This is a genomic window from Hyphobacterium indicum (assembly GCF_003129605.1).
Taxonomy (GTDB): domain Bacteria; phylum Pseudomonadota; class Alphaproteobacteria; order Caulobacterales; family Maricaulaceae; genus Hyphobacterium; species Hyphobacterium indicum.
The window spans coordinates 16,448-42,596 of sequence record NZ_QBDX01000001.1 but is presented as its reverse complement, the minus strand read 5'-3'; the positions used below and the strand labels follow the sequence as shown (position 1 = coordinate 42,596).

Annotated in this window: 25 protein-coding genes and 1 tRNA gene; 12 read left to right on the top strand and 14 right to left on the bottom strand. The window is 63.1% G+C overall.

Annotated features, from left to right (window positions below):
* Nucleotides 1–7: 7 nt before the first annotated feature.
* Nucleotides 8–2,506 (top strand): PAS domain-containing sensor histidine kinase, encoded by a 2,499-nt coding sequence (locus tag DBR16_RS00210; protein WP_109259985.1) that lies wholly within the window; start codon nt 8–10, stop codon nt 2,504–2,506.
* Between the two features lie 9 nt (nt 2,507–2,515).
* Here the strand turns inward: DBR16_RS00210 and DBR16_RS00205 are convergent, their stop codons facing one another.
* The gene (locus tag DBR16_RS00205; RefSeq protein WP_109259234.1) at nt 2,516–2,836 is read right to left on the bottom strand and encodes a 2Fe-2S iron-sulfur cluster-binding protein; all 321 of its coding nucleotides are present in this window, start codon (nt 2,834–2,836) and stop codon (nt 2,516–2,518) included.
* Nucleotides 2,837–2,935: 99 nt separating this feature from the next.
* Between DBR16_RS00205 and tsaE the strand changes: the two genes are divergently transcribed.
* The 8 genes from tsaE (at nt 2,936) to DBR16_RS14190 (ending at nt 12,838) form a co-directional block, all read left to right on the top strand.
* Nucleotides 2,936–3,394, top strand: coding sequence for a tRNA (adenosine(37)-N6)-threonylcarbamoyltransferase complex ATPase subunit type 1 TsaE (tsaE, locus tag DBR16_RS00200; RefSeq protein ID WP_109259233.1), 459 nt, complete (start codon nt 2,936–2,938; stop codon nt 3,392–3,394).
* On the top strand, nt 3,387–4,481 hold the full coding sequence (locus tag DBR16_RS00195) for an aminoglycoside phosphotransferase family protein (protein ID WP_109259232.1): 1,095 nt from the start codon (nt 3,387–3,389) through the stop codon (nt 4,479–4,481). Before tsaE ends, DBR16_RS00195 begins: the two co-directional genes overlap by 8 nt.
* Entirely contained in the window at nt 4,478–5,188 is a 711-nt protein-coding gene (locus tag DBR16_RS00190; RefSeq protein WP_233347462.1) for a nucleotidyltransferase family protein, read from the top strand. Before DBR16_RS00195 ends, DBR16_RS00190 begins: the two co-directional genes overlap by 4 nt.
* A complete protein-coding gene (locus DBR16_RS00185) occupies nt 5,185–8,196 on the top strand; it encodes a PD-(D/E)XK nuclease family protein (protein ID WP_109259231.1) in 3,012 nt (1,003 codons plus the stop codon). Before DBR16_RS00190 ends, DBR16_RS00185 begins: the two co-directional genes overlap by 4 nt.
* Nucleotides 8,193–11,765, top strand: coding sequence for a UvrD-helicase domain-containing protein (locus DBR16_RS00180; RefSeq protein ID WP_109259230.1), 3,573 nt, complete (start codon nt 8,193–8,195; stop codon nt 11,763–11,765). The genes DBR16_RS00185 and DBR16_RS00180 overlap by 4 nt, the downstream gene beginning before the upstream one ends.
* A gap of 78 nt (nt 11,766–11,843) precedes the next feature.
* Nucleotides 11,844–12,179 (top strand): thioredoxin TrxA, encoded by a 336-nt coding sequence (trxA, locus tag DBR16_RS00175; protein ID WP_109259229.1) that lies wholly within the window; start codon nt 11,844–11,846, stop codon nt 12,177–12,179.
* Between the two features lie 96 nt (nt 12,180–12,275).
* Entirely contained in the window at nt 12,276–12,554 is a 279-nt protein-coding gene (locus DBR16_RS00170) for a type II toxin-antitoxin system ParD family antitoxin (RefSeq protein ID WP_109259983.1), read from the top strand.
* Nucleotides 12,536–12,838: a type II toxin-antitoxin system RelE/ParE family toxin gene (locus DBR16_RS14190; protein WP_407657703.1), complete on the top strand. Its 303-nt coding sequence runs from the start codon at nt 12,536–12,538 to the stop codon at nt 12,836–12,838. The genes DBR16_RS00170 and DBR16_RS14190 overlap by 19 nt, the downstream gene beginning before the upstream one ends.
* On the opposite strand, the gene DBR16_RS00160 is transcribed toward DBR16_RS14190, so the two are convergent.
* From DBR16_RS00160 to aroA, 11 genes are all read right to left on the bottom strand, one after another.
* Nucleotides 12,833–13,327 (bottom strand): alpha-ketoglutarate-dependent dioxygenase AlkB, encoded by a 495-nt coding sequence (locus tag DBR16_RS00160; protein ID WP_233347460.1) that lies wholly within the window; start codon nt 13,325–13,327, stop codon nt 12,833–12,835. The two genes, DBR16_RS14190 and DBR16_RS00160, sit on opposite strands and share 6 nt — an antisense overlap.
* Nucleotides 13,328–13,413: 86 nt before the next feature.
* Nucleotides 13,414–14,730, bottom strand: a complete 1,317-nt coding sequence (locus DBR16_RS00155; protein ID WP_109259227.1) for a bifunctional folylpolyglutamate synthase/dihydrofolate synthase — start codon at nt 14,728–14,730, stop codon at nt 13,414–13,416.
* Nucleotides 14,717–15,619, bottom strand: a complete 903-nt coding sequence (gene accD / locus DBR16_RS00150) for an acetyl-CoA carboxylase, carboxyltransferase subunit beta (RefSeq protein ID WP_109259226.1) — start codon at nt 15,617–15,619, stop codon at nt 14,717–14,719. Before accD ends, DBR16_RS00155 begins: the two co-directional genes overlap by 14 nt.
* Nucleotides 15,620–15,630: 11 nt before the next feature.
* The gene (gene trpA, locus DBR16_RS00145) at nt 15,631–16,416 is read right to left on the bottom strand and encodes a tryptophan synthase subunit alpha (RefSeq protein ID WP_109259225.1); all 786 of its coding nucleotides are present in this window, start codon (nt 16,414–16,416) and stop codon (nt 15,631–15,633) included.
* Nucleotides 16,413–17,627, bottom strand: coding sequence for a tryptophan synthase subunit beta (gene trpB / locus DBR16_RS00140; protein WP_109259224.1), 1,215 nt, complete (start codon nt 17,625–17,627; stop codon nt 16,413–16,415). The genes trpA and trpB overlap by 4 nt, the downstream gene beginning before the upstream one ends.
* Before the next feature lie 93 nt (nt 17,628–17,720).
* The gene (locus tag DBR16_RS00135) at nt 17,721–18,356 is read right to left on the bottom strand and encodes a phosphoribosylanthranilate isomerase (RefSeq protein ID WP_109259223.1); all 636 of its coding nucleotides are present in this window, start codon (nt 18,354–18,356) and stop codon (nt 17,721–17,723) included.
* Nucleotides 18,357–18,368: 12 nt separating this feature from the next.
* Entirely contained in the window at nt 18,369–19,094 is a 726-nt protein-coding gene (locus DBR16_RS00130) for a PGN_0703 family putative restriction endonuclease (RefSeq protein ID WP_109259222.1), read from the bottom strand.
* Between the two features lie 42 nt (nt 19,095–19,136).
* Nucleotides 19,137–19,424, bottom strand: a complete 288-nt coding sequence (gene ihfB, locus DBR16_RS00125; RefSeq protein WP_109259221.1) for an integration host factor subunit beta — start codon at nt 19,422–19,424, stop codon at nt 19,137–19,139.
* A 128-nt stretch (nt 19,425–19,552) separates the two neighbouring features.
* Entirely contained in the window at nt 19,553–21,439 is a 1,887-nt protein-coding gene (rpsA, locus tag DBR16_RS00120) for a 30S ribosomal protein S1 (protein WP_109259220.1), read from the bottom strand.
* 196 nt (nt 21,440–21,635) lie between these two features.
* Complete coding sequence (gene cmk / locus DBR16_RS00115; protein WP_109259219.1) at nt 21,636–22,274, bottom strand: (d)CMP kinase; 639 nt, start codon at nt 22,272–22,274, stop codon at nt 21,636–21,638.
* The gene (gene aroA, locus DBR16_RS00110) at nt 22,271–23,605 is read right to left on the bottom strand and encodes a 3-phosphoshikimate 1-carboxyvinyltransferase (protein ID WP_109259218.1); all 1,335 of its coding nucleotides are present in this window, start codon (nt 23,603–23,605) and stop codon (nt 22,271–22,273) included. The genes cmk and aroA overlap by 4 nt, the downstream gene beginning before the upstream one ends.
* 103 nt (nt 23,606–23,708) lie before the next feature.
* Between aroA and DBR16_RS00105 the strand changes: the two genes are divergently transcribed.
* Together DBR16_RS00105 and DBR16_RS00100 are read left to right on the top strand one after the other, a co-directional pair.
* A complete protein-coding gene (locus DBR16_RS00105; RefSeq protein WP_109259981.1) occupies nt 23,709–24,143 on the top strand; it encodes an FYDLN acid domain-containing protein in 435 nt (144 codons plus the stop codon).
* An 80-nt stretch (nt 24,144–24,223) separates the two neighbouring features.
* Nucleotides 24,224–24,299 (top strand) — tRNA-Ala (locus tag DBR16_RS00100).
* Between the two features lie 164 nt (nt 24,300–24,463).
* Here the strand turns inward: DBR16_RS00100 and DBR16_RS00095 are convergent.
* Nucleotides 24,464–25,252, bottom strand: a complete 789-nt coding sequence (locus tag DBR16_RS00095; RefSeq protein ID WP_109259217.1) for a MipA/OmpV family protein — start codon at nt 25,250–25,252, stop codon at nt 24,464–24,466.
* 100 nt (nt 25,253–25,352) lie between these two features.
* Between DBR16_RS00095 and DBR16_RS00090 the strand changes: the two genes are divergently transcribed.
* Nucleotides 25,353–25,826, top strand: a complete 474-nt coding sequence (locus DBR16_RS00090; RefSeq protein ID WP_109259216.1) for a hypothetical protein — start codon at nt 25,353–25,355, stop codon at nt 25,824–25,826.
* A gap of 20 nt (nt 25,827–25,846) precedes the next feature.
* Here DBR16_RS00090 and DBR16_RS00085 read toward each other — a convergent pair whose 3' ends face one another.
* Nucleotides 25,847–26,125: a 4a-hydroxytetrahydrobiopterin dehydratase gene (locus DBR16_RS00085; protein WP_109259215.1), complete on the bottom strand. Its 279-nt coding sequence runs from the start codon at nt 26,123–26,125 to the stop codon at nt 25,847–25,849.
* Between the last annotated feature and the right edge of the window lie 24 nt (nt 26,126–26,149).

The following is a 26,149-nucleotide window of genomic DNA, read 5'->3' as shown; positions in this document are numbered from 1 at the left end:
CGCCGGTATGCCCGAAGGCGGGATCAACATAACCGAGATCGTCTCGATTTCCGTCACGCTGGCGGCCGTTGTGTTCGGCCTGATTGCGGGTCTCTGGGCCTACCGTCTGACGGCAGGCGCGCGGGCAGCGCAGGCCCTGTGGCGCAAACGATCGCGTGAGCTGGAAGACCGCATTGCCCGCGCCGATGGCGTGTTCGGAGCCTTTCCCGGCCTGGTGCTGGTGTGGGACGAGGTTCCGGAGCTGGAGGATGGCAAGCTGGACGGCTGGGGGCGGCCGCGGATTTTCGGCTCACCGACCGCGCTGGCCAGCCTGCTGAAATTTGCCGAAGCCAGCGAGGGGCCGGACCCGGCCGGCCTGCTGCTGGAAGGCGTTGCCGATTATGAAGCGCGTTCGGCGGGCGGCACCGACACCACGCTGCGCCGCCGCTTTGCCGAACTGATTGCAGATGGCCGGCCCTTCTCGATGACCATTATCGGCCCGGAAGGCCGCTTTCTGGAGGCGGATGCCCGCGCCGCCGGGACGCAGCTGGTTGTCTGGCTGTCGGATGCCACCATCAGGGGGCTGGATGAATCCGAAGCACGGGGCCGGGTCGAGGATGCCCGCCGACAGCTGGAAGCCGATCCGATTGCCATTCTCGACACGCTGGAACGCGCGCCCTATCCGTCCTGGCGGATGAATGCGACGGGCCGCATCGTCTGGGCGAATGCCGCTTATGCCCGCGCGGTAGAGGTCGATACGCCGGCCGAAGTGCTGGAAAAACAGATCGCGCTGGAACCGGCGATCAGGGATCTGGCGATGGAAGCGGCGAAATCCGGCGAGGCCGTGTCGGCGCTGAAACCGGTCGTGGTCGAAGGGTCGCGCCGGGCGCTGGATCTGGTCAGCTTCCCGATTTCCGGCGGCGCCGCCGGGTTTGCGCTGGATGTGACCGATGGCGAGGAAGCCAAGACCGCGCTGAAACGCTTCCGCCGCGCCTTCGACGACACGCTGGACCAGCTGGCCGAGGCGGTCGCCGTGTTTGACCGGGGCCAGAAGATGGTCTTCCGCAATACCGCCTTCGACAATCTCTTCGGTCTGGACCGGCAATTGCTGGACAGCCGACCTGGCCATGGCGAAATGCTGGACCGGCTGCGCGAGGCCCGCAAAATTCCCGAACAGGCGGATTATGCCAGCTGGAAGAAAGCCGAGCTGGCCCGGTATGATGATGCGCCGGATGCGGAAATTCCCGACGAGCTGTGGAATCTGCCCGATGGACGCACGCTGCGGGTGGCGCGCCAGCGCAATCCGCTGGGCGGCCTGCTCATGGTGTTCGAGGACAAGACGGACGAGCTTTCCCTGCGCTCGCGTTATAACACGCTGATCAATGTGCAGCGCGCGACTCTGGACAAGCTGCACGAGGCGGTGGCGGTGTTCGGGTCAGACGGCCGCCTGCGCCTGCACAATTCCGAATTCGAGCGTTTGTGGAATCTGGAAGCGGCCGAACTGGACGGCCAGCCGGAGCTGGAAATCGTCGCGGAAAAGTGCTCGGCCCTGTTCGACAATCCCGGCGTCTGGGCCGACATGAAAGCCCGCGTCGCCGATCCCAGCCCGGAAGCGCGGCGCCATGTCACCGGCGAGATGGAACGCGAGGACGGCAAGGTTCTGGTCTGGCTGTCACGCCCGCTGCCCGATGGTGCCACGCTGATCGCCTGGCAGGATGTGACTGACAGCCGCCGCATCGAGGAAGCGCTGCGCGAACGCGCCGAGGCGCTGGAGGCCTCCGAACGCATCAAGGGCGAATTTGTCGAGCATGTCAGCTATCAGCTGCGCACGCCGCTGACCACGATCACCGGCTATGCCGACATGATCCTGCAGGGCATTGCCGGCGAGCTGAGCGATCAGCAGAAGAATTATCTCGGCTATGTGCGCTCGGCCGCTGACGAGCTGGAGAAAATGGTCACCGACATTCTCGATGTCGCCGCCATTGATGCCGGTCAGCTCGAACTCGACCCCACAGATGTCGATCTCAAGGCGCTGGCCTCGGATGCCGTCGAATTGCTGGCCTCGAAAGCCGAACATGCCGGCGTCCGTCTGGCCGTCAATGCGCCGTCCGGCGAGGCAGTGATCACCGGCGACGCCAAGCGGCTGCGCCAAATCACGGTCAATCTGTTGTCGAATGCGCTGAACCATACACCGCGCGATGGCCGCATCACACTGACCGTGAAACGCGACGAAGATGGCGCATCCATCACCGTGTCCGACACCGGCGAAGGCATTTCACCCGACCGGCAGGCGCGGGTGTTTGAACGCTTCGAGCGCGGACAGCGCGGCGGGGCCGGTCTCGGCCTCGCCCTGGTCAAGGAAATTGTCGAAATGCATGGCGGCTGGGTCGATCTCGCCTCGGCGCCGGAAGAGGGCACGACGGTGGTCTGCCATCTGCCGGTGATTGCCCGGGTTGCGAATGCGCCGGAACTGGATCTGACAGGGCTGTTGCGTCCCGCCGGACAAAAAGCTGCCGCGGACGGCTAGAGCGCAAGGCTAGCCCTGATATTCCGGCATGCGGACGATGAGACCATCGAGTTCGGCCGAAACCCGGATCTGGCAGGACAGGCGTGAATTGGGCTGCACATCAGTGGCAAAATCGAGCATGGATTCCTCGACGCCGGATTTTTCTCCGGTCTTGTCGGTCCAGGCCTCGTCGACATAGACGTGGCAGGTGGCGCAGGCGCAAGCGCCCCCGCAATCGGCGTCAATGCCCGGCACCATATTGCGGATCGCGCCTTCCATGACCGTCAGGCCATCGGCAACCTCGATCTCGTGTTTCGTGCCGTCGTGCTCGATATAGGTGATTTTCGCCATGATCTGTCTCCGCAAGCCGGTGGCGAATTGGCGGCTCGCGCGCCGAAAGTCAAGTTGAGGGTGCTTGCCGGGCGCGCCGCGCTTCACTAATCCGGATGCATGACCGCGCATCCCCTGACCTTCTCCCTGCCGGACACCGCCGCGACCGAAGCCTTCGGTGCGCGGCTGGGGGCTGTATTGCAGGCCGGCGATACCGTGCTGCTGCATGGCGATCTCGGCATGGGCAAGACGACGCTGGCGCGGGGCATGATCGCCGCGCTCTGTGGTGTCACCGATGCCCCCAGCCCGACCTATACGCTGGCCCAGTCCTATGAAACGGAAAGCGGTGTCTGGTTGCTGCATGCCGATCTCTACCGCATCGAGGCGGAAGAGGAGCTGGAGGAGCTGGGGCTGGACGAGGCGTTTGACGGTGCCATCTGCCTGATCGAGTGGCCGGACCGGCTGGGGCGCTATCTGCCACCGCGCCGCCTTGATCTACATCTGACACAGGACGGAACGCGGAGAATCGCACAAATTCATCCGGTTGGAGACTGGGGAGGCCGGCTGGCCAATGTCTGACCGCGAGATCGAAATTGCCACATTCCTGAAGGATGCCGGCTGGGGCGAAGCACGCCAGCAGGCCTTTCCGGGCGATGCCTCGACGCGCAGCTACCGGCGGCTGTTCCGCGGTGCCGACACCGCGGTTCTGATGAATGCCCCGGCGCAGGCCGAAGCGCCCGCCTGCCCGCCGGAGGCGACACCCGGGCAGCGTGCCGCGCTGGGCTATAATGCGCTGGCACGGCTGGCGGGGCCCAATCTGGCAGCCTTTGCGGGCCTCAGCGAGGAGTTGACGGCACGTGGTTTTTCCGCGCCGCGCCTGCTGGCCGCGGACCTGCCGGGCGGGCTCCTGCTGCTGGAAGATCTGGGCGATGATCTTTTTGCGCGGGCCATTCCCGCGGGCGCGGATGAGGCCGACCTCTACCGGCATGGCGTCGAAGCGCTGGCGGCCATCTACCGGTCGAGCTTTCCATCCGAGCTGCGCCATCATGGCGGGACATGGCATATCCTTGATTATGACGGTCCGGCGCTGCTGGCCGAGACCGAACTCTTCCTCGACTGGTTTGTGACCCGCCATCTGGGGCGCGATATATCCTCCGCTGACCGGGACAGCTGGCGCGCGGCCTGGAATGGCGTTTTTCCGGCGCTGGAGACCGACGCCACCGGACTGGCGCTGCGCGATTATCATGCCGAAAACCTGCTCTGGCTGCCGGACCGTGAAGGGCCGGCCCGCGCCGGTCTGATCGATTACCAGGACGCGCTGTTTGCGCACCCCGCCTATGATCTGGTGTCATTGCTGGAAGATGCGCGCCGCGATGTCGCGCCGGAACTCGCCCGGGCGATGAAAGCGCATTTCCTGAAAGCCGCACATCTCTCCGATGCCGCCGCGTTCGATGCCGCCTATGCCGTGCTGGGCGCCCAGCGCAATGCCAAAATCCTCGGCATTTTCGTGCGGCTGGCGATCCGCGACGGCAAGCCGAAATATCTCGGCCTTCTACCCCGCGTGGCGCGGCACTTCCTCACAGATATCTCCCATCCCGCCCTTTCGCACGTGCGGGCCCTGATCCATGATCTGGCGCCTGAACTGGAAGAACTGGCGGGCGGATGATCGAGATCGACACTGGAATGGCCCTTGCGGCAGGACTGGGGACGCGGATGCGCCCGCTGACCCTGACCCGCCCGAAAGCGCTGGTGGAGGTCAGGAACAAAGCCCTGCTGGACCATGTGCTGGACCGCTTTGCCGCCGCCGGCGTCAGGCGGGCGGTCGTCAATATCCACCATTTCGCGGATCTGATGCGCGATCATCTGGCCGTGCGGAGCGGCGCGCCGGACATCCGGATTTCCGATGAAAGCGATCAGGTGCTCGAAACCGGTGGCGGGCTGGTCAAGGCCCGCGCCATGCTGGGCAGCAAGCCGGTCTTCGTCTCCAATATCGACGCCATCTGGAAGGATGGGGACATTTCCGAACTTGACCGGCTGAAGGCGGGCTGGGATGGCGGCCAGATGGATGCGCTTCTCCTGCTGGCGCGCCGTGAGCTGACGCTGGGCTATGGCGGGGCGGGTGACTTCTTTCTGGAAACGGATGGCCGGGTCCGCCGCCGGGGGGATGACAAATCAGCGCCCTTCGTTTTTGCCGGCACGCAAATCCTCAATCCGGCCGTGCTGGAGGCCTATCCGGAAGACGCGTTTTCGCTCAATCGCATCTGGGATGACCTGCTGTCCCGGGGCCGGGTTCATGGCTGTGTGATGGACGCTTTCTGGATGCATGTAGGGGATCCGGAGGCGCGTGACGCCGCCGAGGCGCGTTTCGCATGAGCCGGATTTTCGCGCCCGCCACGCCCCGCGTCTTCACCACGCCGCCACAGACGGATTTCCTGAAACTGCTGGCGGAAACGCTGAAGGCGGAATTCGGAGCGACACCGGAATCGCTGGCCCGCGTGACGATCCTGACGCCGACGCGGCGTGCCGGCCGGGCGCTGGCCGCGGCATTTGCCGGGCTGGACGGCGGGGCCCAGGCAACGCTGCTGCCGCTGATCCGTCCGATCGGTGATGTCGATGCGGACGATCCACCCTTCGAACCGGGCGAGCTCGCTACCATCGCACCGCCCGCCATCAATCCGGTGCGGCGAACCTTCGAGCTGGCGCGGCTGATCCTGGCCAAGGATGAAGCGCAGGGCGGATCCATGGCTACGGCCGGGGCGATTGCGCTGGCCGGGCCGCTGAGCCAGTTGATCGATGATATCTGGACCGAGGAAACCGGTGATGTTTCCGCACTTGGTGAGACCATCAGGGCACTGCTTCCGGAACATCTCAGGGAATCCGCCGACTTCATTTCCATCGTCATGACGGCCTGGCCCTTGCGGCTGGCCGAGCTGGGCATGAGCGATCCGGCCCAGAGACGGTCGGCGCTGCTTTCCGCCCTCGCTGACCGCTGGCGGGAAGCTCCGCCGCCGGGACCGGTGATTGCCGCGGGCTCGACCGGTTCGATTCCGGCAGCGGCGGATCTGATGGCGGCCATTGCCCATATGCCGAAAGGCGCGGTCGTGTTGCCGGGCCTTGACCGCGACATGGATGACAAGGCCTGGGCGGCGCTGAAAGATGATGACCAGCATCCGCAACAGGCGATGCAGGCCTTCCTCGAGAAAATTGAGCTCACGCGCGACCAGGTCGCGGTCTGGCCGGGGCATGCTGCCAGCACACAGGGGGCCGCGCGGCAGCGCATTCTGGCAGAGGCGCTGCGGCCTGCTGAAGAGACCAGTGACTGGCTGAAACGAATCTCGGCGCTGGAGGGACGGGGCAAGGGATTTCTTGAAACCGGCTTTTCCGGCCTGTCCATCCTGGAAGCGCCGACGGCGGAAGCCGAAGCGCGCGCCATCGCCCTGGCGGTACGGGAAACGCTGGAGACACTGGGCAAGACAGCCATGGTGGTAACGCCGGACCGGGGCATTGCCGACCGGGTGCTCGCTGCCATGCGCGGATATGGCGTGGAGCTTGACGATTCGGCCGGTCGGCCGCTGTCGCAAACACCGGCGGGCAGTTTCCTGCGCCTGATACTGGATGCCGCCGCTGATCCGGGCGCAACACAGACGCTCGCCGCGTTGTGGGCGTCTCCGTTCTTTGCGACCGGATTGTCCCGCAGCGCCGCCCGGCGACGATTTGACGCCATCGATATTGCCCTGCGAGGGGCGCGGCCCGGACGCTCTTTTGCGGCGGTCTGCGACCGTCTGGACACCGCCGGGGACAAAGATCTGATGACCGGCCTGACCGGGCATTTGTCACGCCTGTCTGGCGCGGCAAAGCCTGTAGCTGAATGGGCGCGCCTGCAGGCGGAGATCGCGGAGGCACTGGCAGCCGATGATGCGCGCCCGGGGGCGGACCGCCTTTGGATCAATGAGGATGGTGAAGCGGCAGCGATGCTGATCCGCGAACTGATCGGTGAATCCGACATGTTGCCGGAACTGTCACTTCGCGATTATGCCGAGCTCTTCGATACGCTGGCCCGGTCCCGGCCGGTGCGGCCACGCGGCGAGGTGCATCCGCGCCTGCGCCTGCTGGGTCCCATCGAGGCCCGGCTCCTTTCGGCCGACCGTGTGATTCTGGCGGGACTGAATGAGGGCGTCTGGCCCGCAGGGCTGGGCATTGATCCCTGGATGTCACGCGGCATGCGTGCGGAGGCCGGACTGCCACCGCGTGAAAAGCGCCTCGGCCTCGCCGCACATGATTTCGCACAGCTCGCCTGTGCGCCTGAAGCCCTTCTTACCCGTTCGGAAAAACAGGACGGCGCGCCGGCAGTCGCTTCCCGCTGGCTGTGGCGGCTGAAAACTCTGGCCAGAGGCGCGCTGGGCGCGGACGCGGCAAAAGCGCTGTCGCCGGACACTGATTATCTGACGCTGGCGAATGCGCTGGATTATACGCCCGCCCCGGAGCCCGTCACGGAACCCCGCCCCTGTCCGCCGGCAGCGGCAAGGCCAAACTCCCTCTCGGTCACGGAAATCCGAAACTGGATCCGCGATCCCTACAGCATCTATGCCCGGCGGATACTGGGGCTGATCCCGCTGGATGATCTTGATCAGGACGCGCAGGCCGCCGAACGGGGCACCGCCATTCACAAGGCTTTCGAGCTATTCCTGAGCGCCGCCGGTCCGGGGCCACTGCCTGAGAGCGCCCTGCATGACCTGTTGAAGCTCGGGCGTGACACCGCCATTGCGTCGGGGATGGACGAGGCCGGGCTGGTGCCGGACATGATCCGCTTTGAACGGCTGGCCCGCTGGTTCATAGACTGGGAGACGCGCCGGCGTGCCGCCGGTATCCGTCCGGTCGCGCTGGAATGCCGCGGCGAGTGGGCCGTGGCCGGGACCGGTTTCACCCTGCGGGGAAAAGCCGACCGGCTGGATCAGCGGTCCGACCTCAACCTGATCGATATTCTGGATTACAAGACCGGAGGCACCCCTTCTGCGACAGCGACGGCCGCGGGGTTTGAACCCCAGACGCCGCTGGAAGCCGCCATGGTGCGGGACGGTGCCTTTGCCGGAATTGACCCGTCCGAGCCGGGCGATCTGATCTATGTGAAGCTGTCGGGCGGGAAGGAGGCCGGCGGCGAAATCCGGATCAATGATGCCGGACGGGAACCGAAATCAACCGACGAGCTGGTCTATCTCTATGAAAACATCCTGCGCCGGCTGGTCGAGCGCTTCAGCAAGGAGCGCACACCCTATCCCGCCCAGATCTTTCCGCAATTCGAGAATGAATGGGACGATTATGACCGGCTGAGCCGCCGCGCGGAATGGTCCTCCGCCGAGGAGAATGACGGGGGCGTGTCATGACGTCCGCGATCGAACACGCAACAGGGCAGCAGACGCTTGCGGCGCAGCCGGATCATCACATCCATGTCGAAGCCAATGCCGGATCGGGCAAGACGCGGGTATTGGTCAACCGCGTGGCGCGGCTGCTGCTGACCGGGTCTGCACCGGACAGGATTCTCTGCCTGACCTACACAAAAGCGGCGGCCGGGGAGATGAAATCCCGCCTGTTCGACACACTCGGTGACTGGTCCATCGCCGATGACGAGACATTACGGGAGAAGCTGAACAGGCTCTATAATGACGCCAACCGGGAGTATTCAGCCGGCGACCTCGCGGAGGCGCGCAAACTCTTTGCCCGCGCCCTGGAAACACCCGGCGGGCTCGCCGTCCAGACGATTCACGCTTTCTGTCAGTCCCTGCTGCAGCGCTTTCCGCTGGAGGCCGGCCTGCCGCCCGGTTTTGATATCGCCGATGATGCTGATAACCGGGCCATTGCGGCCGAAGCCCGGCGCGGCCTGTTTCTGGCGGCTCAGACCGATGTGCAGCTACACGCGGCGCTGGAAACGCTTCTGGTGCGGGGCTCGGACAGTTTTGATCTGATCGTCCGTCTTGCTGCCGGAAAACGCCTTGATTTTTCCCGCCTGCTGCTGGAGCAGGGCGAAGACGGGTTGCGGGCAAGCTTGCGGGTAGAGCTGGGACTGGCCGACACGGATACTGCCGCCGGGCTGACCGAAAGCGGCTGGATGGAAACACCGCAGGAAGCGCTTCGGTCAGCGGCCGCAACGCTGGCGACCGGCGGAAAAACCGACAGCGCCGCAGCTACGGCCATTCTGGCAGCGCTGGACGCACAGAATCCTACCCGTGCTCTGGAACTGATACTGCCGGTTTATTTCACCCAGAAAGGCGACTTGCGGAAAAGCTTTGCGACCAAGCCGGTCCGGGACGCCCACCCCGAGATCGACACATTGCTGACTTCGGAAGCGACAAGGCTGTCGAACCTTCGCTTGCGGATCGCCGCTGCCGAGACCGCCGAGGCCTCGGAGGCGGCCACCCGTATCAGCGCCGAATATATACGCCGTTATGAAGCCGGTTTGCGCATACGGCGGCGGCTGGATTATGCGGATCTCATCGCATTTGCCGTGAAATTGCTGGAAGATTCCGAGGCGCGCGACTGGGTGCGCTACAAGCTGGATGCGGGTATTGATCATGTGCTCGTCGATGAGGCGCAGGACAATGCCCCCGAGCAATGGCTGGTGATCGGCGCGCTGGTGGAGGAGTATTTTTCCGGTACCGGGATCGCGCATGCCGCGCCGAAGACGGTCTTCACCGTCGGCGACGAGAAACAATCCATCTATTCCTTCCAGGGCGCGGAGCCGCGGCAGTTTCTGGCCTGGGGGGAGCGCGTCCGCCGCGAAGCCGATGCGGCCCGGCAGAAATTCGAGACCCCGTCCCTGTCCGTCTCCTTCCGCTCTTCACCGGTCATTCTGTCAGCCGTGGATCAGGCGTTCGAGCCCGAGCGCCTGCTGGGGGAGAGGAAGGCCCTGACAGCAGCACCGGAAACGAAATTCCTGCCGCCAGAGCGTGATTCCGCAGATATCCCCCGCGCCGCCTATATGCCCTCACAGGAGGCTTTCGAGCGCTATCAGCCGCATCGGGCAGCATTTCATGACCGGCCGGGACTGGTTGAACTATGGCCCGCACTGCCACGGGAGAAAAAAGCCGATCACCCGGATCCGGCAGAACCCGTTGACCGGGAAAGCCAGGCCAGCCCCAGTCACAGGCTGGCCGGTCTCGTAGCCGCAGAAATCCGCCGGATTCTCGATGATGGCGATGCGGTCCATGACAATGATGCGGGCGGAATGCGGGCCGCCGAGCCGAAAGATATCCTGGTGCTCGTTGCTCGGCGCGGCGGGTTTTTCCGCGAACTGATCCGGCGTCTGAAACAACTGGCCGTGCCGGTCGCCGGGGCTGACCGCATGGTGCTGACCGAGGAGCTGGCGGTTCAGGACCTGATCAACCTGGCCGAGATTGCGCTAAATCCGCTGGATGATCTCAAACTGGCCGAGTTCCTGAAGACGCCTTTCTTCGACCCGGCCGGCGCGCCACCGCCCATTGATGAAGACGTGCTGTTCAGACTGGCGCATGGCCGAAAGGGTTCGCTCTGGCAGGCATTGCGCGGCAGTGATGATCCTCTAATGACCGAAGCGCGCGACGCACTGATGCGGGCGCGCAGCCGGATCGAGACAGCGGGTGTCTATGGCTTCTTCGCCGATTTCCTGAATGAGCATTCGGCCACCGGCGAGACGCGCCAGAAACGCCTGTTTGCGCGGCTGGGCGAGGAGGCGCGGGATCCGGTGGAAGAGTTCCTCGCCCGCGCCATCGCGTTCGAGCAGCAGAACACGGCCTCCCTGCGGGGTTTCATCGCCGAGCTGAAAGCCGGAGAAGGCCAGATCAAGCGCGAAATGGACAAGGGACGCGGTGAGGTGAGGGTGATGACGGTCCACGGCGCGAAAGGCCTTGAAGCGCCCATCGTGATCCTGCCGGATACCACGCAGAAGCCGCAATCGCGAGCGGACCGGAGCCTCTATTTCACCCCTGAATACGGGATTGTCTGGGGGCCGGGCGGGTCGGTCCGACCCGAGATTATCGAGCGCCTGCGTGAGGCGGACACGGCGAGTGCGGACGGGGAAAGTGCCCGCCTGCTCTATGTCGCGCTGACGCGGGCGAGTGACCGGCTGCTGGTCTGTGGCTGGAAGCGTTATGCGGCGCCCGGGCGGGTTGATCCCCGAAGCTGGTATGAGCGGCTGGAAACTTTATGGGATGGTGAAGGCTGGACCGGTTTCGACAGCCCTGTCACAGACGAGGAGGGGAATGCCCTGACCGGCAAACGGTCGGGAACAGTGCCGGACAAGCTTGGCAAATCAGTGACATCCTCAATCTCCCTTTCCCTGCCCGACTGGGCGTTGCGGCCTGCACCGGAGGAAAGCCGCAAGGCGCGGATGGTGGCACCGTCCCATCTTGCCGACGGTCTTGAGAGCCCCGTGCTTTCGCCGCTGGCGGATGACGGGGGCCGGCGCTTCCGGCGCGGATCTCTGATCCACAAATTGCTGGAAACCCTGCCCGATCTGGATGCCGGGCGGCGCGAGGAGTCGGCACGGGCCTATCTGGCGGCGCAGTCCGATCTGGATGAGGGTCAGCGTGATCAGATTGCCGCCGAGACTCTGGCGGTGTTGAGCCATCCCGAATTTGCGCCCCTCTTTGGGCCGGACAGTCTCGCCGAAGTGTCTCTGACCGGCTCCGCCCCCGGGCTTCCGGACGGCATTATCCTGAACGGGCAGGTCGACCGGCTGGTCGTGACCGATCACGAAATCCTGATTGTGGACTATAAAACAAACCGGCCACCGCCGGCCGAAGCAAAGGATGTGCCGCGCCTCTACCTGGCACAGATGGCGGCCTACCAGGCGCTTCTGCAGGCGATCCACCCGGACAAGGCGGTGCGATGCCTGCTGCTCTGGACCGATGGTCCAAGACTGATGGAGCTGGAGGATTCTGCACTGGAAAAAGCGCTCGTCTCAGGTGTGAAAGCTTGACGCGGCAAGCGGCAATTCCTAGGTCACGGCGGAACGGATCCCGCTCTTCGGGATTCGCCAGTCAAGAGGAGAGTTGCGATGTCGACCATAGCGGTCAGCGATGACTCGTTTGAAAACGACGTTCTGAAAGCCGACAAGCCCGTCCTGGTGGACTTCTGGGCAGAGTGGTGCGGTCCGTGCAAGCAGATCGGCCCTGCGCTGGAAGAGCTCGCGGCAGACATGTCGAGCGACATCACGATTGCCAAGGTCAATATCGACGACAACCCGATGACGCCGGGCAAATATGGCGTAAGGGGCATCCCGACCCTGATGATTTTCCGGAATGGTGAAGTGGCCTCGACCAAGATCGGCGCGATGGCCAAGACCAAGATCGAGGAATGGATCAAGGAAACGCTGGTCGCCGCTGCGGCCTGATCCTGCTTTCCATAACCGTGACAAGGGGCTCGCCAATTTGGCGGGCCCTTTTTGATTCCGGGTGGCGTTTTATATCTAGTATCATAAAGTATGATGATGAGCGATCTTGAGCGTCTGACAATCACACTGACACCGGAGCTGGCCGCGCTGGTCCGCGGGGCCATTGGTGAAGGCGATTATGCTTCATCGAGCGAGGTCATCCGAGACGCCTTGCGCGACTGGCGGCACAAACGGCAGGAACGCGCCCAGACCTTCAAGGCGCTTCAGGGCGTTGTGCAAGCCGGGCTCGAAGACGACACTCAGGGGCGGGTGCAAGATTTTGACGCCGCCGACATCAAGGCCGCCGGGAGGGCGCAATCGCGGCGCGCCGGTTAAAGATTACCGATACGGCGCGCGACGATCTCGCGGCGATCTGGGTCTATATTGCCGCAGATTCAGACGCACTGGCCGACCGCTTTATTGACGAGATCGAGGCCCGTTTCTTTCCCCTACTGGATTATCCAGAAAGCGGGGCTGACCGGAGCGCGCTGGCACCCGGCATTCGTGTCACATTCTGCCGGAAATATGCCATCTATTACACGCACTCGCACGAGAACGTGACAATCCTCCGCGTGGTTCATGACGCGCAGGATGTGGCGGCGCTGTTTCGGGATTTATAGATTGACGGTCCGGAAGGTCAGGGAAAGGCGCCGGTCTCGCGCAATGCGGACGCCATTCACCATGTCGCTCTTTCGTGCCGGGATTTCATGCGTCCAGTCATAGCGCGCCTCTCCGGCCAGGATGAGCAGGCCGCGGGGTTCAAGCCTGACCCTGCGCCGCTCATCGCTTGAACGATGGCGAAATACCATGTCGGTAGCGCCGCCAAGGCTTAGCGAAGCAATCACCGGTCCGAAACAGGGTTCGCAATCGACATGCGCCGAAATGCCCTGCCTGGGCCTGTATTCATTGATGATGATCTGGTCGGGTGAGCGATCAAAAACCTTTACGATATCTGGCAGTTGCAATATTGACCGCAAGGCATTGGGTATCGGACCAAGGTCATCCGCCAGATCGACATGCCGGGCGCGATAATCATAGCGCCAGCCATAATGCTGGACCCGGCGCTTGAGGTCAGTAATCCAAGGTTGGCGGTCAATCCAGCGGATCAATTTCTGTTCCGACTCGGGCGGCAGGGCATTCGGGATGCAAGATGCGTCTGGCGGGAGTTGACCGGAATGCGCCATCAGGCGTCATTCTAACCCGAGGTAGTATGCGGTGTCACGCCGGAATTGAGGCCCAGAACCTCGCCTGCCAGATAGAGCGAGCCGCAGATCAGGATGCGCGGGGCGGGGTCGTCGCGGATCGCGTCGGCAATGGCGGAGAAGAGATCGGTATTGGCTTCGGCTACCAGACCGGTACTGCGGGCGGCGGTCACGATATCTGCCGGGCTTTGCGAGCCGCCACGTCCACCGGAAAAGCTGATCGCCTGCACACGGCGGGCAAGGCCGGCGAAGTGCGCCAGATAGCCGGCGGCATCCTTGTTGGGCGAGAAGGCGCAGATCAGGATAAGCGGCCGCGGGGCGCGGGCTTCCAGATCAGCCAGGGCGCGGGCCAGCGCCTGCCCGGCCGCTTCATTATGTCCGCCATCGAGCCAGACTTCAGCGCCGCCGGCGGCATCGACGACCGGGCCGGAGCTAAGGCGTTGCAGGCGGGCAGGCCAGACAGCGTGTTCCAGGCCGCTGCGAACGGCGGGTTCGTCATATCCGGCGGCGCGAGCGGCCGCGACGGCGATCCCGGCATTGATGATCTGGTGTTCGCCGGCAAGGGCCGGGCGTGGCAAATCCCAGAGCAGGTTTTCTTCCTCATAAACCAACCGGTCATGTTCGGACCAGGCACGATAATCCACGCCCCAGAGACGCAAGGGTGCGCCAATGGCGTGGCCAATGGCCCCGATGCGGTCTTCGGCCTCATCGCGCTGCGGACCGATGATGGCGGGGACGCCCTTCTTGAGGATGCCCGCCTTCTCACCGGCAATCCCGGCAATGTCCGGGCCCAGGAACTCTGCATGGTCGAGACTGACGGGGGTGATGACGCTGACCTGCGGCTTGCCGATGACATTTGTGGCATCAAAGCGTCCGCCAAGGCCGACTTCAAGGATCAGGCGGTCGGCAGGGGTTTCGGAAAAGAGCAGATAAGCGGCGGCCGTCGTGATCTCGAAGAAAGTGATGGGCGCGCCGTCATTGGCCGCTTCACAGCGCGCAAAGGCCTCCATCAGGCGGGCATCCTCCACCGGCGTTCCGGCGAGCACGATCCGCTCGTTGAAGCGGACCAGGTGCGGCGAGGTGTAGACGTGGACGCGCTCGCCTGATGCTTCGGCAATGGCCGTCAGATAGGCGCAAACCGAGCCCTTGCCGTTGGTGCCGGCGACATGGATGACCGGCGGCAAACGCAGATGCGGATTATCGAGCTTTTCCAGCAGGGTTTCGAGCCGGTCCAGCGACAAGTCGATCTTCTTCGGGTGAAGAGAAGCCAGCCGGTCCAGCACCGGCTGAAGCGTGTCAGCCGCCGGCATGGTCGGCGGACTGAGCGGGGCGTTTGAGCGCCGGGACGTTCGCGCCGCCGCGCTTCATCAGCGTGCGCAGCATGCGGCCCAGGGTCTCGCGCATTTCATGACGGTGAACGACACGGTCAATCATACCCTTTTCCAGCACGTATTCGGAGGTCTGGAAGCGTTCGGGCAGTTTTTCGCGGATGGTCTGTTCGATCACGCGGCGGCCGGCAAAGCCGATCATGGCGCCGGGTTCGGAGATGTGGATATCGCCCAGCATGGCATAGGAGGCCGTTACTCCGCCCGTGGTCGGGTCGGTGAGGACGACGATATAGGGCAGACCCGCCTCGTTGAGGTCCTGCACCGCCAGCGTGGTGCGCGGCATCTGCATCAGGGAGAGACAGCCCTCCTGCATGCGCGCCCCGCCAGCGGCGGTAAAGGCGATCAGGGGTGTGCGGTCCTTGACCGCTGCATTGGCGGCCGTGATGAAGGCTTCGCCCGCGGCCATGCCCAGCGACCCGCCCATGAAGGCAAAATCCTGTACCAGAACCGTTGATGGCACGCCGCCAATCGCCCCCTGGCCGATGGACATGACATCCTCGCGGCCGGTTTTCTTGCGGGCGGCTGACAGACGTGAGGTATAGGGCTTGTCGTCCTTGAACTTCAGAGGATCCTTGGGCACCTCCGGCATGGCCAGAGTCGTCCATTCTCCGTCAAAGGTGAATTTGAAGCGGTGATCCGGACCGATCCGCATGTGATGGCCGGCCGGGGTCACGAACATGCCGGCTTCCAGATCCTTGTGGAAGACCATCTCGCCGGAGACCGGGCATTTCACCCAGAGATTTTCCGGCGTGTCCCGCTTGGAAAACATTTTCGAGACACCGGGCGGGGTCAGTCGTTCCAGCCAGCTCATGACAATCCTGTTTACGACGCAGCGCGCACGGCTGCCGAGATAGACCTGACAAGTTCTAACGCAGTTTTCGTGCCGCCGTCATGGTTTGCGCTCACAATGGCGCTACCCACCACAACGGCATCGGCTCCGCCAGAGGCAATTTCAGCCGCTTCTTCCGGTGTTCGGACGCCAAAGCCGACGGCGACGGGCAGACCGGTGGCGGTCTGAACGCGTTTTACGGCATCGGCAACATCAGTAGCCGCGCCCTTGCCCATGCCGGTCACACCGGTGGTGGAGACATAATAGACAAAGCCGGACGAGCCCTCTGCCACGGTTTTCAGGCGGTCATTATTTGTCGTCGGGGTCGCCAGCCGGATGATGGAGATGTTTTCTGCCGCCAGTGCCTCGCGCAGCTCCGTATCTTCTTCCGGCGGCAGATCCACGCAGATGAGTCCGTCGACACCAGCGTCAGCCGCCGCCCTTGCGAAAGCGCCATAGCCCATATGGTGGACCGGATTGGCATATCCCATCAGAACCAGAGGTGTGTCCGGATGGTTCTCGCGGAAGGCCCTGGCGAGGGCGAGCGTGCCTTTCAGCGTCATGCCGTTGTCGAGTGCACGCAGGGCGGCACCCTGAATGGACGGGCCATCTGCCATCGGATCGGTAAAGGGCATGCCCAGCTCGATCACATCGGCCCCTGCGGCGGGCAGCCGGTCGAGCAGCTCCGCCGTCTCGCCATCCCCGGCCATGATGTAGGTGACGAAACCGGCGCGGTTATCGGCTTTCAGACGGGCAAAGGTCGTGGCGAGGCGGTTCATACCTCCACCCCCAACATTCGGGCGACCTGGGGCACATCCTTGTCGCCGCGGCCGCACATATTCATCAGGATCACCCCATCCGGATCGAGCTCGACCGCGAGATCGCGGACGCGGGCGAGCGCATGGGCGGGTTCGAGCGCCGGAATGATGCCTTCCAGCTTGGAGCAGAGCTGGAACATCTCCAGCGCTTCGTCATCGGTGGCCGAGACATATTCGGCACGCTTCACATCATGCAGGAAGGCATGCTCCGGGCCGATGCCGGGATAATCGAGGCCCGCCGAGATGGAATGCCCCTCGACGATCTGGCCGCCTTCGTCCTGCAAAAGATAGGTCCGGTTGCCGTGCAGTATGCCCGGCTCGCCTCCATTCAGGGAGGCGGCATGGTCAGGCGTGTCCAGACCCTTGCCGGCGGCCTCGACACCGATCAGGCGGACGTTTTCATCTTCGAGGAAAGGATGGAACAGGCCCATCGCATTGGACCCGCCGCCAATGCAAGCCACTGCTGCGTCGGGCAATCTTCCAATGCGTTCCAGCATCTGTTCGCGGGCCTCGCGGCCGATCACGGACTGGAAATCGCGGACCATCATCGGATAGGGGTGCGGGCCGGCCACCGTGCCGATGACATAGAAGGTCTCGTCCGGATAGGTGACCCAGTCGCGCAGCGCCTCGTTCATCGCATCCTTCAACGTGCCGCGCCCTGATTTGACCGCATGCACCTTGGCGCCCAGCAGCTTCATGCGGAAGACATTCGGGGCCTGTCGTTCCACATCGGTGGCGCCCATGAAAACCTCGCAGGGCAGGCCGAAGCGGGCGGCGATGGTGGCGGTGGCAACGCCGTGCTGACCGGCGCCGGTCTCAGCGATGATACGGGTCTTGCCCATACGTTTGGCCAGCAGGACCTGGCCGAGGCAGTTATTGATCTTGTGTGCGCCGGTATGATTGAGCTCGTCGCGCTTGAGCCAGATCTGCGCGCCGCCGAAATGATCGGTCAGGCGTTCGGCGAAATAGAGCGGGCTGGGGCGGCCGACATAATGCTTGAGGAAATCCTCGAACTCGGCGGTAAAGGCCGGATCGGCCTTTGCATCCTCATAGGCCTTTTCCAACGCGAGGATGTTCGGCATCAGGGTTTCGGCGACATAGCGCCCGCCGAACTCTCCGAAACGGCCCTGAGCGTCCGGATATTGCGAAAAGGCGTTGGGTTTAGCGGTCATGAGCAATTACCTGCGGCTTCATCCGGCTTGACCGGATGATCTCGGGGTCCTCCGATTGAATCGGAGGAAAACGGTGCAATATCGGCATGCAAACTAGTCCCTCAACGCCTTTGCGAAGGCCGCCATCTTTTGCGCCGACTTTTCGCCCGGGGCCGCCTCGATCCCTGAGGAGACATCGACCGCGCTTGCGCCGGACGCCTCGACAGCGGCGCGGACATTGGCGGCATCGAGCCCGCCGGACAAGAGCCAGGGCGTGGTGATGTTCAGCGATTTCAGCAGTGCATAATCATAGGCCGCGCCCCAGCCACCCGGACGCGTGGCGCCTTTGGGTGGTTTGGCATCAAAAAGGATCATGTCGGCGATGCCGTCATAGGCGGACGCGGCGTCCAGATCGGCGGCCGTGGCGACGGGCAGCGCCTTGATGATCTTCCGGCCCGTGCGTTCGCGGATTTCCGCGGCGCGCGCCGGTGTTTCCTGGCCGTGAAGCTGGATCCAGTCCGGCGCGAAGACGTCCATGATTTCGTCCAGCAGGGCATTGCCGGCCTCCACAGTGACCGAGACCGCTTCCAGCTTATTCATTGCGGGCCGGAAAGCGTCCGCGGCCGCTGCCGGATCGATATGGCGCGGTGAGGGCGCAAAATGTACAAAGCCCGCCCAGCGCACGCCGAGGCGCTGCGCCGTGAACACGTCTTCGCGCGTCCGCAAGCCGCAGAATTTGATGTCCGTCATGCCTTGCCCCCGTCAGAGATCGAAAGCGCTGGAAATAGCGTCTGCATGGACAGCGCTATGGCCGCCAAGCTGACGCCAGCTTGAAAGTAACTCCCGATAAGACATAGACAGAAAGGTCACCCGGTCACCCGCCACTGCTGCATTGAATGTGTTTATTTCTGAAAGATGGGCGATTTTCTGGCTCGGCGGCACGGCACGGCCATCTGGCCAAAGTTCAGGTGCAGCATAGAGATAAATGAGAACGGGCTCGAGTCCCGAACGGTCGGCTTCAGCGGCCAGTCCGAGCGCATGCTTGATCAATTGAGCCGCGTCGAGATGGCGAAAAGCAATATCGCCCGCTTTCATTGTCCTTCGAAGCGCATTGTAGGCTTCGAGTCCCTTCCACACATCGCGTTCGAACGCGTCAGAGAAAACGGGCGCTGACTTGGACCGGAAGGGCTCGTAGCGCTTAGCCTCAACGCCGATCACCCTATCACGGGTCCTGATCAAAGCATCGAGACTGGGGTGACGCCCTCCGCGCCACGGAAAGCGAACTTCGGCTTCGAGAGACACGTTCTGAACATTCTGGAAAACGCTGTTTGATCCGGTCGTGATCATTAATTCTTCGGGTCGATCCAGAAACCATCCGAAAACATTTGCCGCAAGAGCTGCCGACGAGGCAGGATTCGCAAATTTCCCGGAGCGAATTTCTCCGCCGGGTGCCGCTTCATAGATTTTCAGAATGGATTCACGATCCAAGTGAGGTAGTATGGCCTCGAACGCATCTAGCGGAAACACGGCCTATTTTGCGGAGGCGTCGACCCGCTCGCGCAATTCCTTGCCGGTCTTGAAGAAGGGCACGTATTTGTCCTTCACCGAGACCGATTCCCCGGTTCGCGGATTGCGGCCTTCGCGGGATTTGCGGTGGCGGACCGAAAACGCTCCGAAACCGCGCAATTCCACCCGGTCGCCCCGGGCCAGGGCGTCGCCGATCTCGTCAAAGATGGCATTGACGACGCGTTCGACATCCCTCTGGAACAGGTTCGGATTCTCTTCGGCGAGCTTGGCAATGAGTTCCGACTTGATCATGAATATCTCCCTGCGCGCGTCAGGGTTTTACGTTGCGCCAGCCGGGGCCGGTGAGTCAATGAAATATATCAAGAAAAAGGCCGGACGCAGTGCGCCCGGCCAGATTTTCCATTGTCTGCCGAACCGGATTACTTTCCGGCTGCCGCTTTCACAGCCTCGCGGACCTCGGCGACTTTCGCCGATTTCACGATCTCGATGCCATTGGCTTCAGCATATTCCACCAGCTGGGCCTTGGTCATGGCGTCGAAGTCGTCGCCCGCCTCATCGGAGGTTTTTTCCTTGGCCGCGGCTTTCTTGGCCGCCGGCTTGGCGTCTTCCTTGGCCGGAGCAGCGTCCTTCAGAGCGGCACCGAGGATATCCCCCAGCGACGCGCCGGAGTCCGACGAACCGTATTGCTGAACGGCTTCCTTCTCCTCGGCGATTTCCAGCGCCTTGATGGAGAGAGAGACGCGGCGCGAGCCCTTGTCGATATTGGTGACGCGGGCATCGATCTTGTCGCCGACGGCAAAACGCTCGGGGCGCTGCTCGTCACGATCGCGCGACAGGTCGGACTTGCGGATGAAGGACTTCATATTATTGCCTTCACCGAAGGTGACCTCGATACCACCGGAGGTGATCTCGCTGACGGTCACGGTGATGGTCTCGTTGCGGCGATAGCCGCCCTCGTCCATCGGATCGCTGGCCAGTTGCTTGATGCCGAGGGAGACGCGCTCCTTCTCGATATCGATGTCCAGCACCTTGGCGTGAACAATGTCACCCTTGCTGTAATCCTTGACCGCTTCATCGCCGGACTTGTTCCAGTCGATGTCGGAAAGGTGGACCATGCCGTCAATCTCGTCATCGATTCCGACGAAGAGGCCGAATTCGGTGATGTTCTTGACTTCACCTTCCACGGTGGAACCGATCGGGTGCTTCTCGGCCAGCACATCCCAGGGATTGCGCTGGGTCTGCTTGATGCCGAGCGAGATGCGGCGCTTGTCGGAATCGACGTCGAGCACCATGACATCCACTTCTTCCGAGGTAGACACGATCTTTCCGGGATGGATGTTCTTCTTCGTCCACGACATTTCGGAGACGTGCACCAGACCTTCGACACCGGATTCCAGCTCCACGAAGGCACCGTATTCGGCAATATTGGTGACACGGCCCTTGAAGGTCGCGCCAACCGGATATTTCGCGGCAATGCCTTCCCACGGGTCGGACATCAGCTGCTTCATGCCCAGCGAGATGCGCTGGGTTTCCGGGTTGATGCGGATGATCTGGACGTTGACCGTCTGGCCGACCTCGACCACTTCGGACGGGTGACCCACGCGGCTCCAGCTCATGTCGGTGACGTGCAACAGGCCGTCAATGCCGCCGAGATCGACGAATGCGCCGTAATCGGTGATGTTCTTGACGATGCCTTCGCGGGCTTCACCCTCGGCCAGCTGACCGACGAGTTCCGCACGCTGTTCGGCACGGGATTCTTCGAGCACAGCGCGGCGCGAGACCACAATATTGCCGCGCGGGCGATCCATTTTCAGGATGGCGAAAGGCTGTTCGATATTCATCAACGGGCCGACATCGCGGACGGGGCGGATATCAACCTGCGAGCCTGGCAGGAAGGCGGATGCGCCGCCGAGATCGACGGTAAAGCCGCCCTTCACGCGGCCGACAATGGCGCCATTCGTCGGTTCTTTCTTCTCGAAGGCTTTCTCGAGGCGGTCCCAGCTTTCTTCGCGGCGGGCCTTGTCGCGCGAAATGACGGCATCGCCGAGCGCGTTTTCAATGCGCTCCAGATAAACCTCGACATCATCGCCGACCACAGGCGCTTTCGAGCCCGGACCCGTGAATTCACGGAGCGGGATGCGGCCTTCGGTCTTGAGACCGATATCGACGGTGACGAAATCGTTTTCGACCGCGGTGACGCGGCCCTTGATTACAGAACCTTCAGCGAGGTCCTGACCCGCAAAGCTTGCTTCAAGCATGCTCGCGAAATCATCGCGGGACGGGGTTTGGGTTTGGGTATCGGACATGATTGGACGTGAACTCCGGTATGAAACGATATTCCGGCCAGCCGGTTGTCTCCGGCGGTCTTGCCGCAATGGGCCAATTTCATACGCGTTGTGCCGCCGGTTGGCGGGAGGTTAAACAATGGGCCTTTTCAAGGGGTCAGGTGCCAAAGGGAGGAGAGTCCCTCATGCGGCGGGCCTGTTCCTCAAAAAGGTCCGGCTAGATGCGCGGTGCGGCGCCCGTCTTGTTCTGGATAATGCGGACGGCCTCAGCGAGCGTGGCGTCTATACTCAAATGAGTCGTATCCAGCAAGACAGCATCCTCTGCCCGCATCAGCGGGGCGGTTTCGCGCGAGGAGTCGCGCTGGTCCCGTTCGGCCAGCTGACGCGCGATATCCTCGAGCTGAACCGTGTCACCACTGGCCACCAGTTCGCGCCACCGGCGCTCGGCCCGGACACGGGGTTCGGCATCGATATAGAATTTCACATCCGCGTCGGGACATACGACCGTGCCGATATCCCGCCCATCCAGCACGGCACCGCCCGGCTGTTCGGCAAAGCGGCGCTGCAAATCAAACAGGGCGGCGCGCACGGCGGGCTGGGCCGCCACCACTGATGCGGCCGCACCGGCTTCAGCCGTGCGGATCGCGGCCTGATCAATGCGTTGCGGGTCGAGCGTTTTTGCGGCGTCTGCGGCGGCTTCGGTATCGCCGGGGTCGGCCCCGGCCTTCAGAAGTTCGACGGCAACAGCACGGTAGAGCGCGCCGGTGTCGAGATGGGCGAGGCCGAATGTCCGGGCCAGACCCCGGGCGACCGTGCCCTTGCCGGATGCCAGAGTGCCATCTACCGCAATGATCATTGTCCCACCTCTAGTCTGGCGCCCAGCGCCGACATGTCGTCCATGAATGCCGGATAGCTGGTGGCAATCATCGTGATGTCATCGACCGCAGCGCCGCCGCGGGCGGCCATGCCCAGAACGAGAGCCGACATGGCCATGCGGTGATCCCCGCGCGTGATCACCTCACCGCCCCCGGGGACCACACCACCGGTAATTACCAGATCATCGCCGTCAATCCGTGCTGTGGCACCATTGGCCGTCAACATCGCACAGGTGGCGGCCAGGCGGTCGCTCTCCTTGGCCCGCAATTCGGCCAGACCGCGCAGGCGGGACGTGCCTTTTGCAAAGGCGCAAGCCACCGCCAGGACCGGGTATTCGTCGATCATGGACGGGGCGATATCCGCCTCGAGATCAATGGCGGACAATTGGCTGGCGCGCACACGCAGATCGGCGATGTGCTCTCCGGACGCCTGCCCCGCGGGCGTGAAAGACAGGTCCGCGCCCATGCGGCCAAGCGCTTCATAAAGGCCGGTGCGGGCCGGATTGGTCATGACACGGGAGAGCGTCAGGTCTGATCCCGGGATGATCAGCGCGGCGATTGTGGCAAAGGCAGCGGACGACGGATCACCGGGCACGTCGACATCGCAGGCTGTGAGGCCTTGCGGGCCGCCGAGCCGGATGATCCGGGCACCGCCTTCAGGCTCCACCGTGAGTCCGGCACCGAACAGTTTCAGCATGGTCTCTGTGTGATCCCGGGTGGCGTGATCTTCGCGCACAATGGTTTCACCGGACGCGCCAAGGGCGGCGAGCAGAATGGCGGACTTGACCTGGGCGGAGGCGACCGGCGGGCGATAATCAATGGCATTCAGGATGGAAGCGTTGAGCTGCACAGGCAGGCGTCCACCGTTAGCCGTTATATCCGCGCCCATCTGCATCAGGGGTTCTGTCACTCTTCCCATCGGGCGTGATGACAAGCTGGAATCGCCGATAAAGTGTGCGCTCGCCCCGGCACCGGCCACGGCTCCCATCATCAGCCGCACCCCGGTTCCCGAATTGCCGAAATCGAGCGGCGTGTCCGGACTCCTGAAGCGGCCGCCCCGGCCGGTCACGGTCCAGTTTCCCGGACCGGTTTGGACGACAGATGCGCCCAGCCGACTCACCGCTTCTGCGGTCGCCAGAACGTCATCGGATTCCAGCAATCCGGAAATCCGTGTCGTGCCGTTTGCGAGCGCGCCGAGAATGAGCGCGCGGTGCGAAACCGACTTGTCGCCGGGCGTAATCAGCTGTCCCCGCAAGGGCTTGAGCGGCTGTGATCTGGCGGCTCGGGGAGCAGGCCGGGAGATGGGGGTCATGGGTGTAATGAACTTTTTACGGGTCAGCAGACATAGGCTTTTGACAGGAGGCGGCTATCGTGGCAACGACGCGCGCCGAAAACATCTGTCAATGGGGATCGTCATGGCCAAACCCGATCTCGGCGAGAAGCAGATTTGTCCGGAATGCGGATCGAAATTCTACGATCTGAACAAGGACCCTGCCCATTGCCCGAAATGCGACCACGAATTCACGCCGGAGGCCGTTCTGCCGCCCGTGACCAAAGCGCCTGTGCCTGAAAAGTCCAATGAAAAGGACGACAAGGCCGAGGACGAGACCGACGAGGACGACGAAGAGGAAGAGGATGACATCCCCGAACTCGACGACGATACCGTGGTTCCGCTGACGGATGCCGAGGACGATGATGACGACGACGATGATGATGACGAGGATGCCATCGACATCGACGCTGACGCCGATCTCGACCTGGATGACGATGATGATGATGACGTGCTTCTCGACGATGAAGAAGACGAGGACGACTTCGAAATCGATGAAGAAGACGAGGATGATATCTAGGCGCTAAAGCCGCTTGATTGGCGCGGGGGCTTTGACTAGTTTCCGCGCCTCGCACCGTCCCATGGGTGCAAACAGTTTTCGGGGCTATAGCTCAGTTGGGAGAGCGCTTGCATGGCATGCAAGAGGTCGTCGGTTCGATTCCGACTAGCTCCACCACCCTTCGCCTCCGGCTTCGGATAGCTTCGCCCGCCCGAAGGCGGCACAGGCGAAGAGGTGCCCTGCGAAGCTTCAGCGCAGCAGGGCCCGGCAAGCCAATACACCGAATTCGAGCGAAAACTGCCGCGCCGGACAAGGCGCGGCGTTGCTCTTCATGCTGCGGCCTAGAAGCGCCGTCCGAGGCCGAGACCGGCAAAGTATTGCATGTCGTCGCCCCGCAGGGTGACGATCGGGCTGTCGGCATAATCGCCCTGCAGGCGGCTGGCGCCGAAAATGCCGGTGACAGACCAGCTGTCCGTCACCTGTTGATCAAGGAAAAGGGTGAGGCCGATATCCTGTATCCCGCTGCCGGCGGCATAGACAGGCAGACCACTGGCCGTTGCGCCGGCCGCATCGACTGAAAACAAATGGTCAGCATAATCGTCCGGTGAGCCGGAGACCGAGAGATTGGCGATGAACAGCGTGGTTCGTGACAAGGGCGTGGCATAGGCGGCTGAGGCCGACCAGAACGCGCCGCCGAACTCACCGGTCACATCGCCGCCGGCGCGGCCGCTGATATAGACCCGGTCATATTGATTGAGCACCCCGTTTGCAACCTGGACGCGGACAAACCCGCCCGCCACAACGCCGCCATCAACTTCCGGCAGCAGATCCACAACCACATCACCCGTGTCCTCGTCACGGCCGCCATAGACACGGAAATACGCTCCGGCCTCGACATTGCCTTCATTGTAGAAGCTGGCGGAAACGCCCGGCCCCTCGATCTGGTAGACCACACCGCCGAGCGTCGCCCGTCCGGCCGCAAACGGAATGAAGCGATAGCTGTCGGCACCGGGAGACTCCGGCAGCGCAGCAATACCGCCGGCCACGAAATTCGGGGCACCGCCCGATTCCTCCTGGGCAAGAACGGGGCTGGCCATCAACAGGCTGGCAAGGGCGGCAAGGCGTAACATGGGCTCACTCCGGTTATGGTTTGCAAATACTTACGAGAACCGGACAAATCCGGATGACTTCGGAACCGGTTTTTTACGCTCTTCTGGTAAAGAGCGACTTATGAAACATGTCCTTCCCCTTCTTGCGGCCCTTGCGCTGCTTCCGGCCGCGCCCGCCCTTGCCATTGGCGGCGGGGGTGGCGGCGGTCAGGCCGAAGCCCACGGGGCTGAAGCTCCGGCGCAATCCGGCAGCAGCCGCCAGCACCGGCCGATCACGTCGTCGGAAGCCTATGTGCCGCTGACGCCGCTGACGGCGACGGTGCATTCCGACTTCCGCCTGCGCGGTATCCTGCATATCGAGGCCGGGCTGGAAATTCGCGACAGCCGCCAGCGCAGCCGGGCGTCGCAGATGATGCCGCGCCTGCGCGACCGCTATACGTCGGCACTCGCCATGTATACCGGCGCCAATTACCGCTATGGCGATGTGCCGGATGCCGACCGGATTGCCGCGCTTCTGCAGCAGGCCACGGACGATGTGCTGGGAGCCGGAGAAGCCGATGTCCTGCTCGGCATGGTGATCATACACGAAAACTAGCATTTGCCGCCGGGAAGGCGCTAGGCAATGCCGTCCATGAAGCGGGCGAGGTCGAGATCGAGCGTAGTCACGCCATCGGCGTCGTGCGTCGACAGCAAGACATCCACCTTGTTGTAGACATTGAACCATTCGGGATGGTGGTCCATCTGGTCGGCTTTCAGCGCCACGCGCGACATGAAACCGAAAGCTTCATTGAAGTCCGCGAAGCGGAAAACCTTGCGGATGGCATCGCGGCCGTCGACCACGTCCCATCCGGACAGGTCCGAAACCGCTTTCTGTGCGCCAATCTTTTCAGCCATGACTGCCTCCCGTTACTTGTGCGG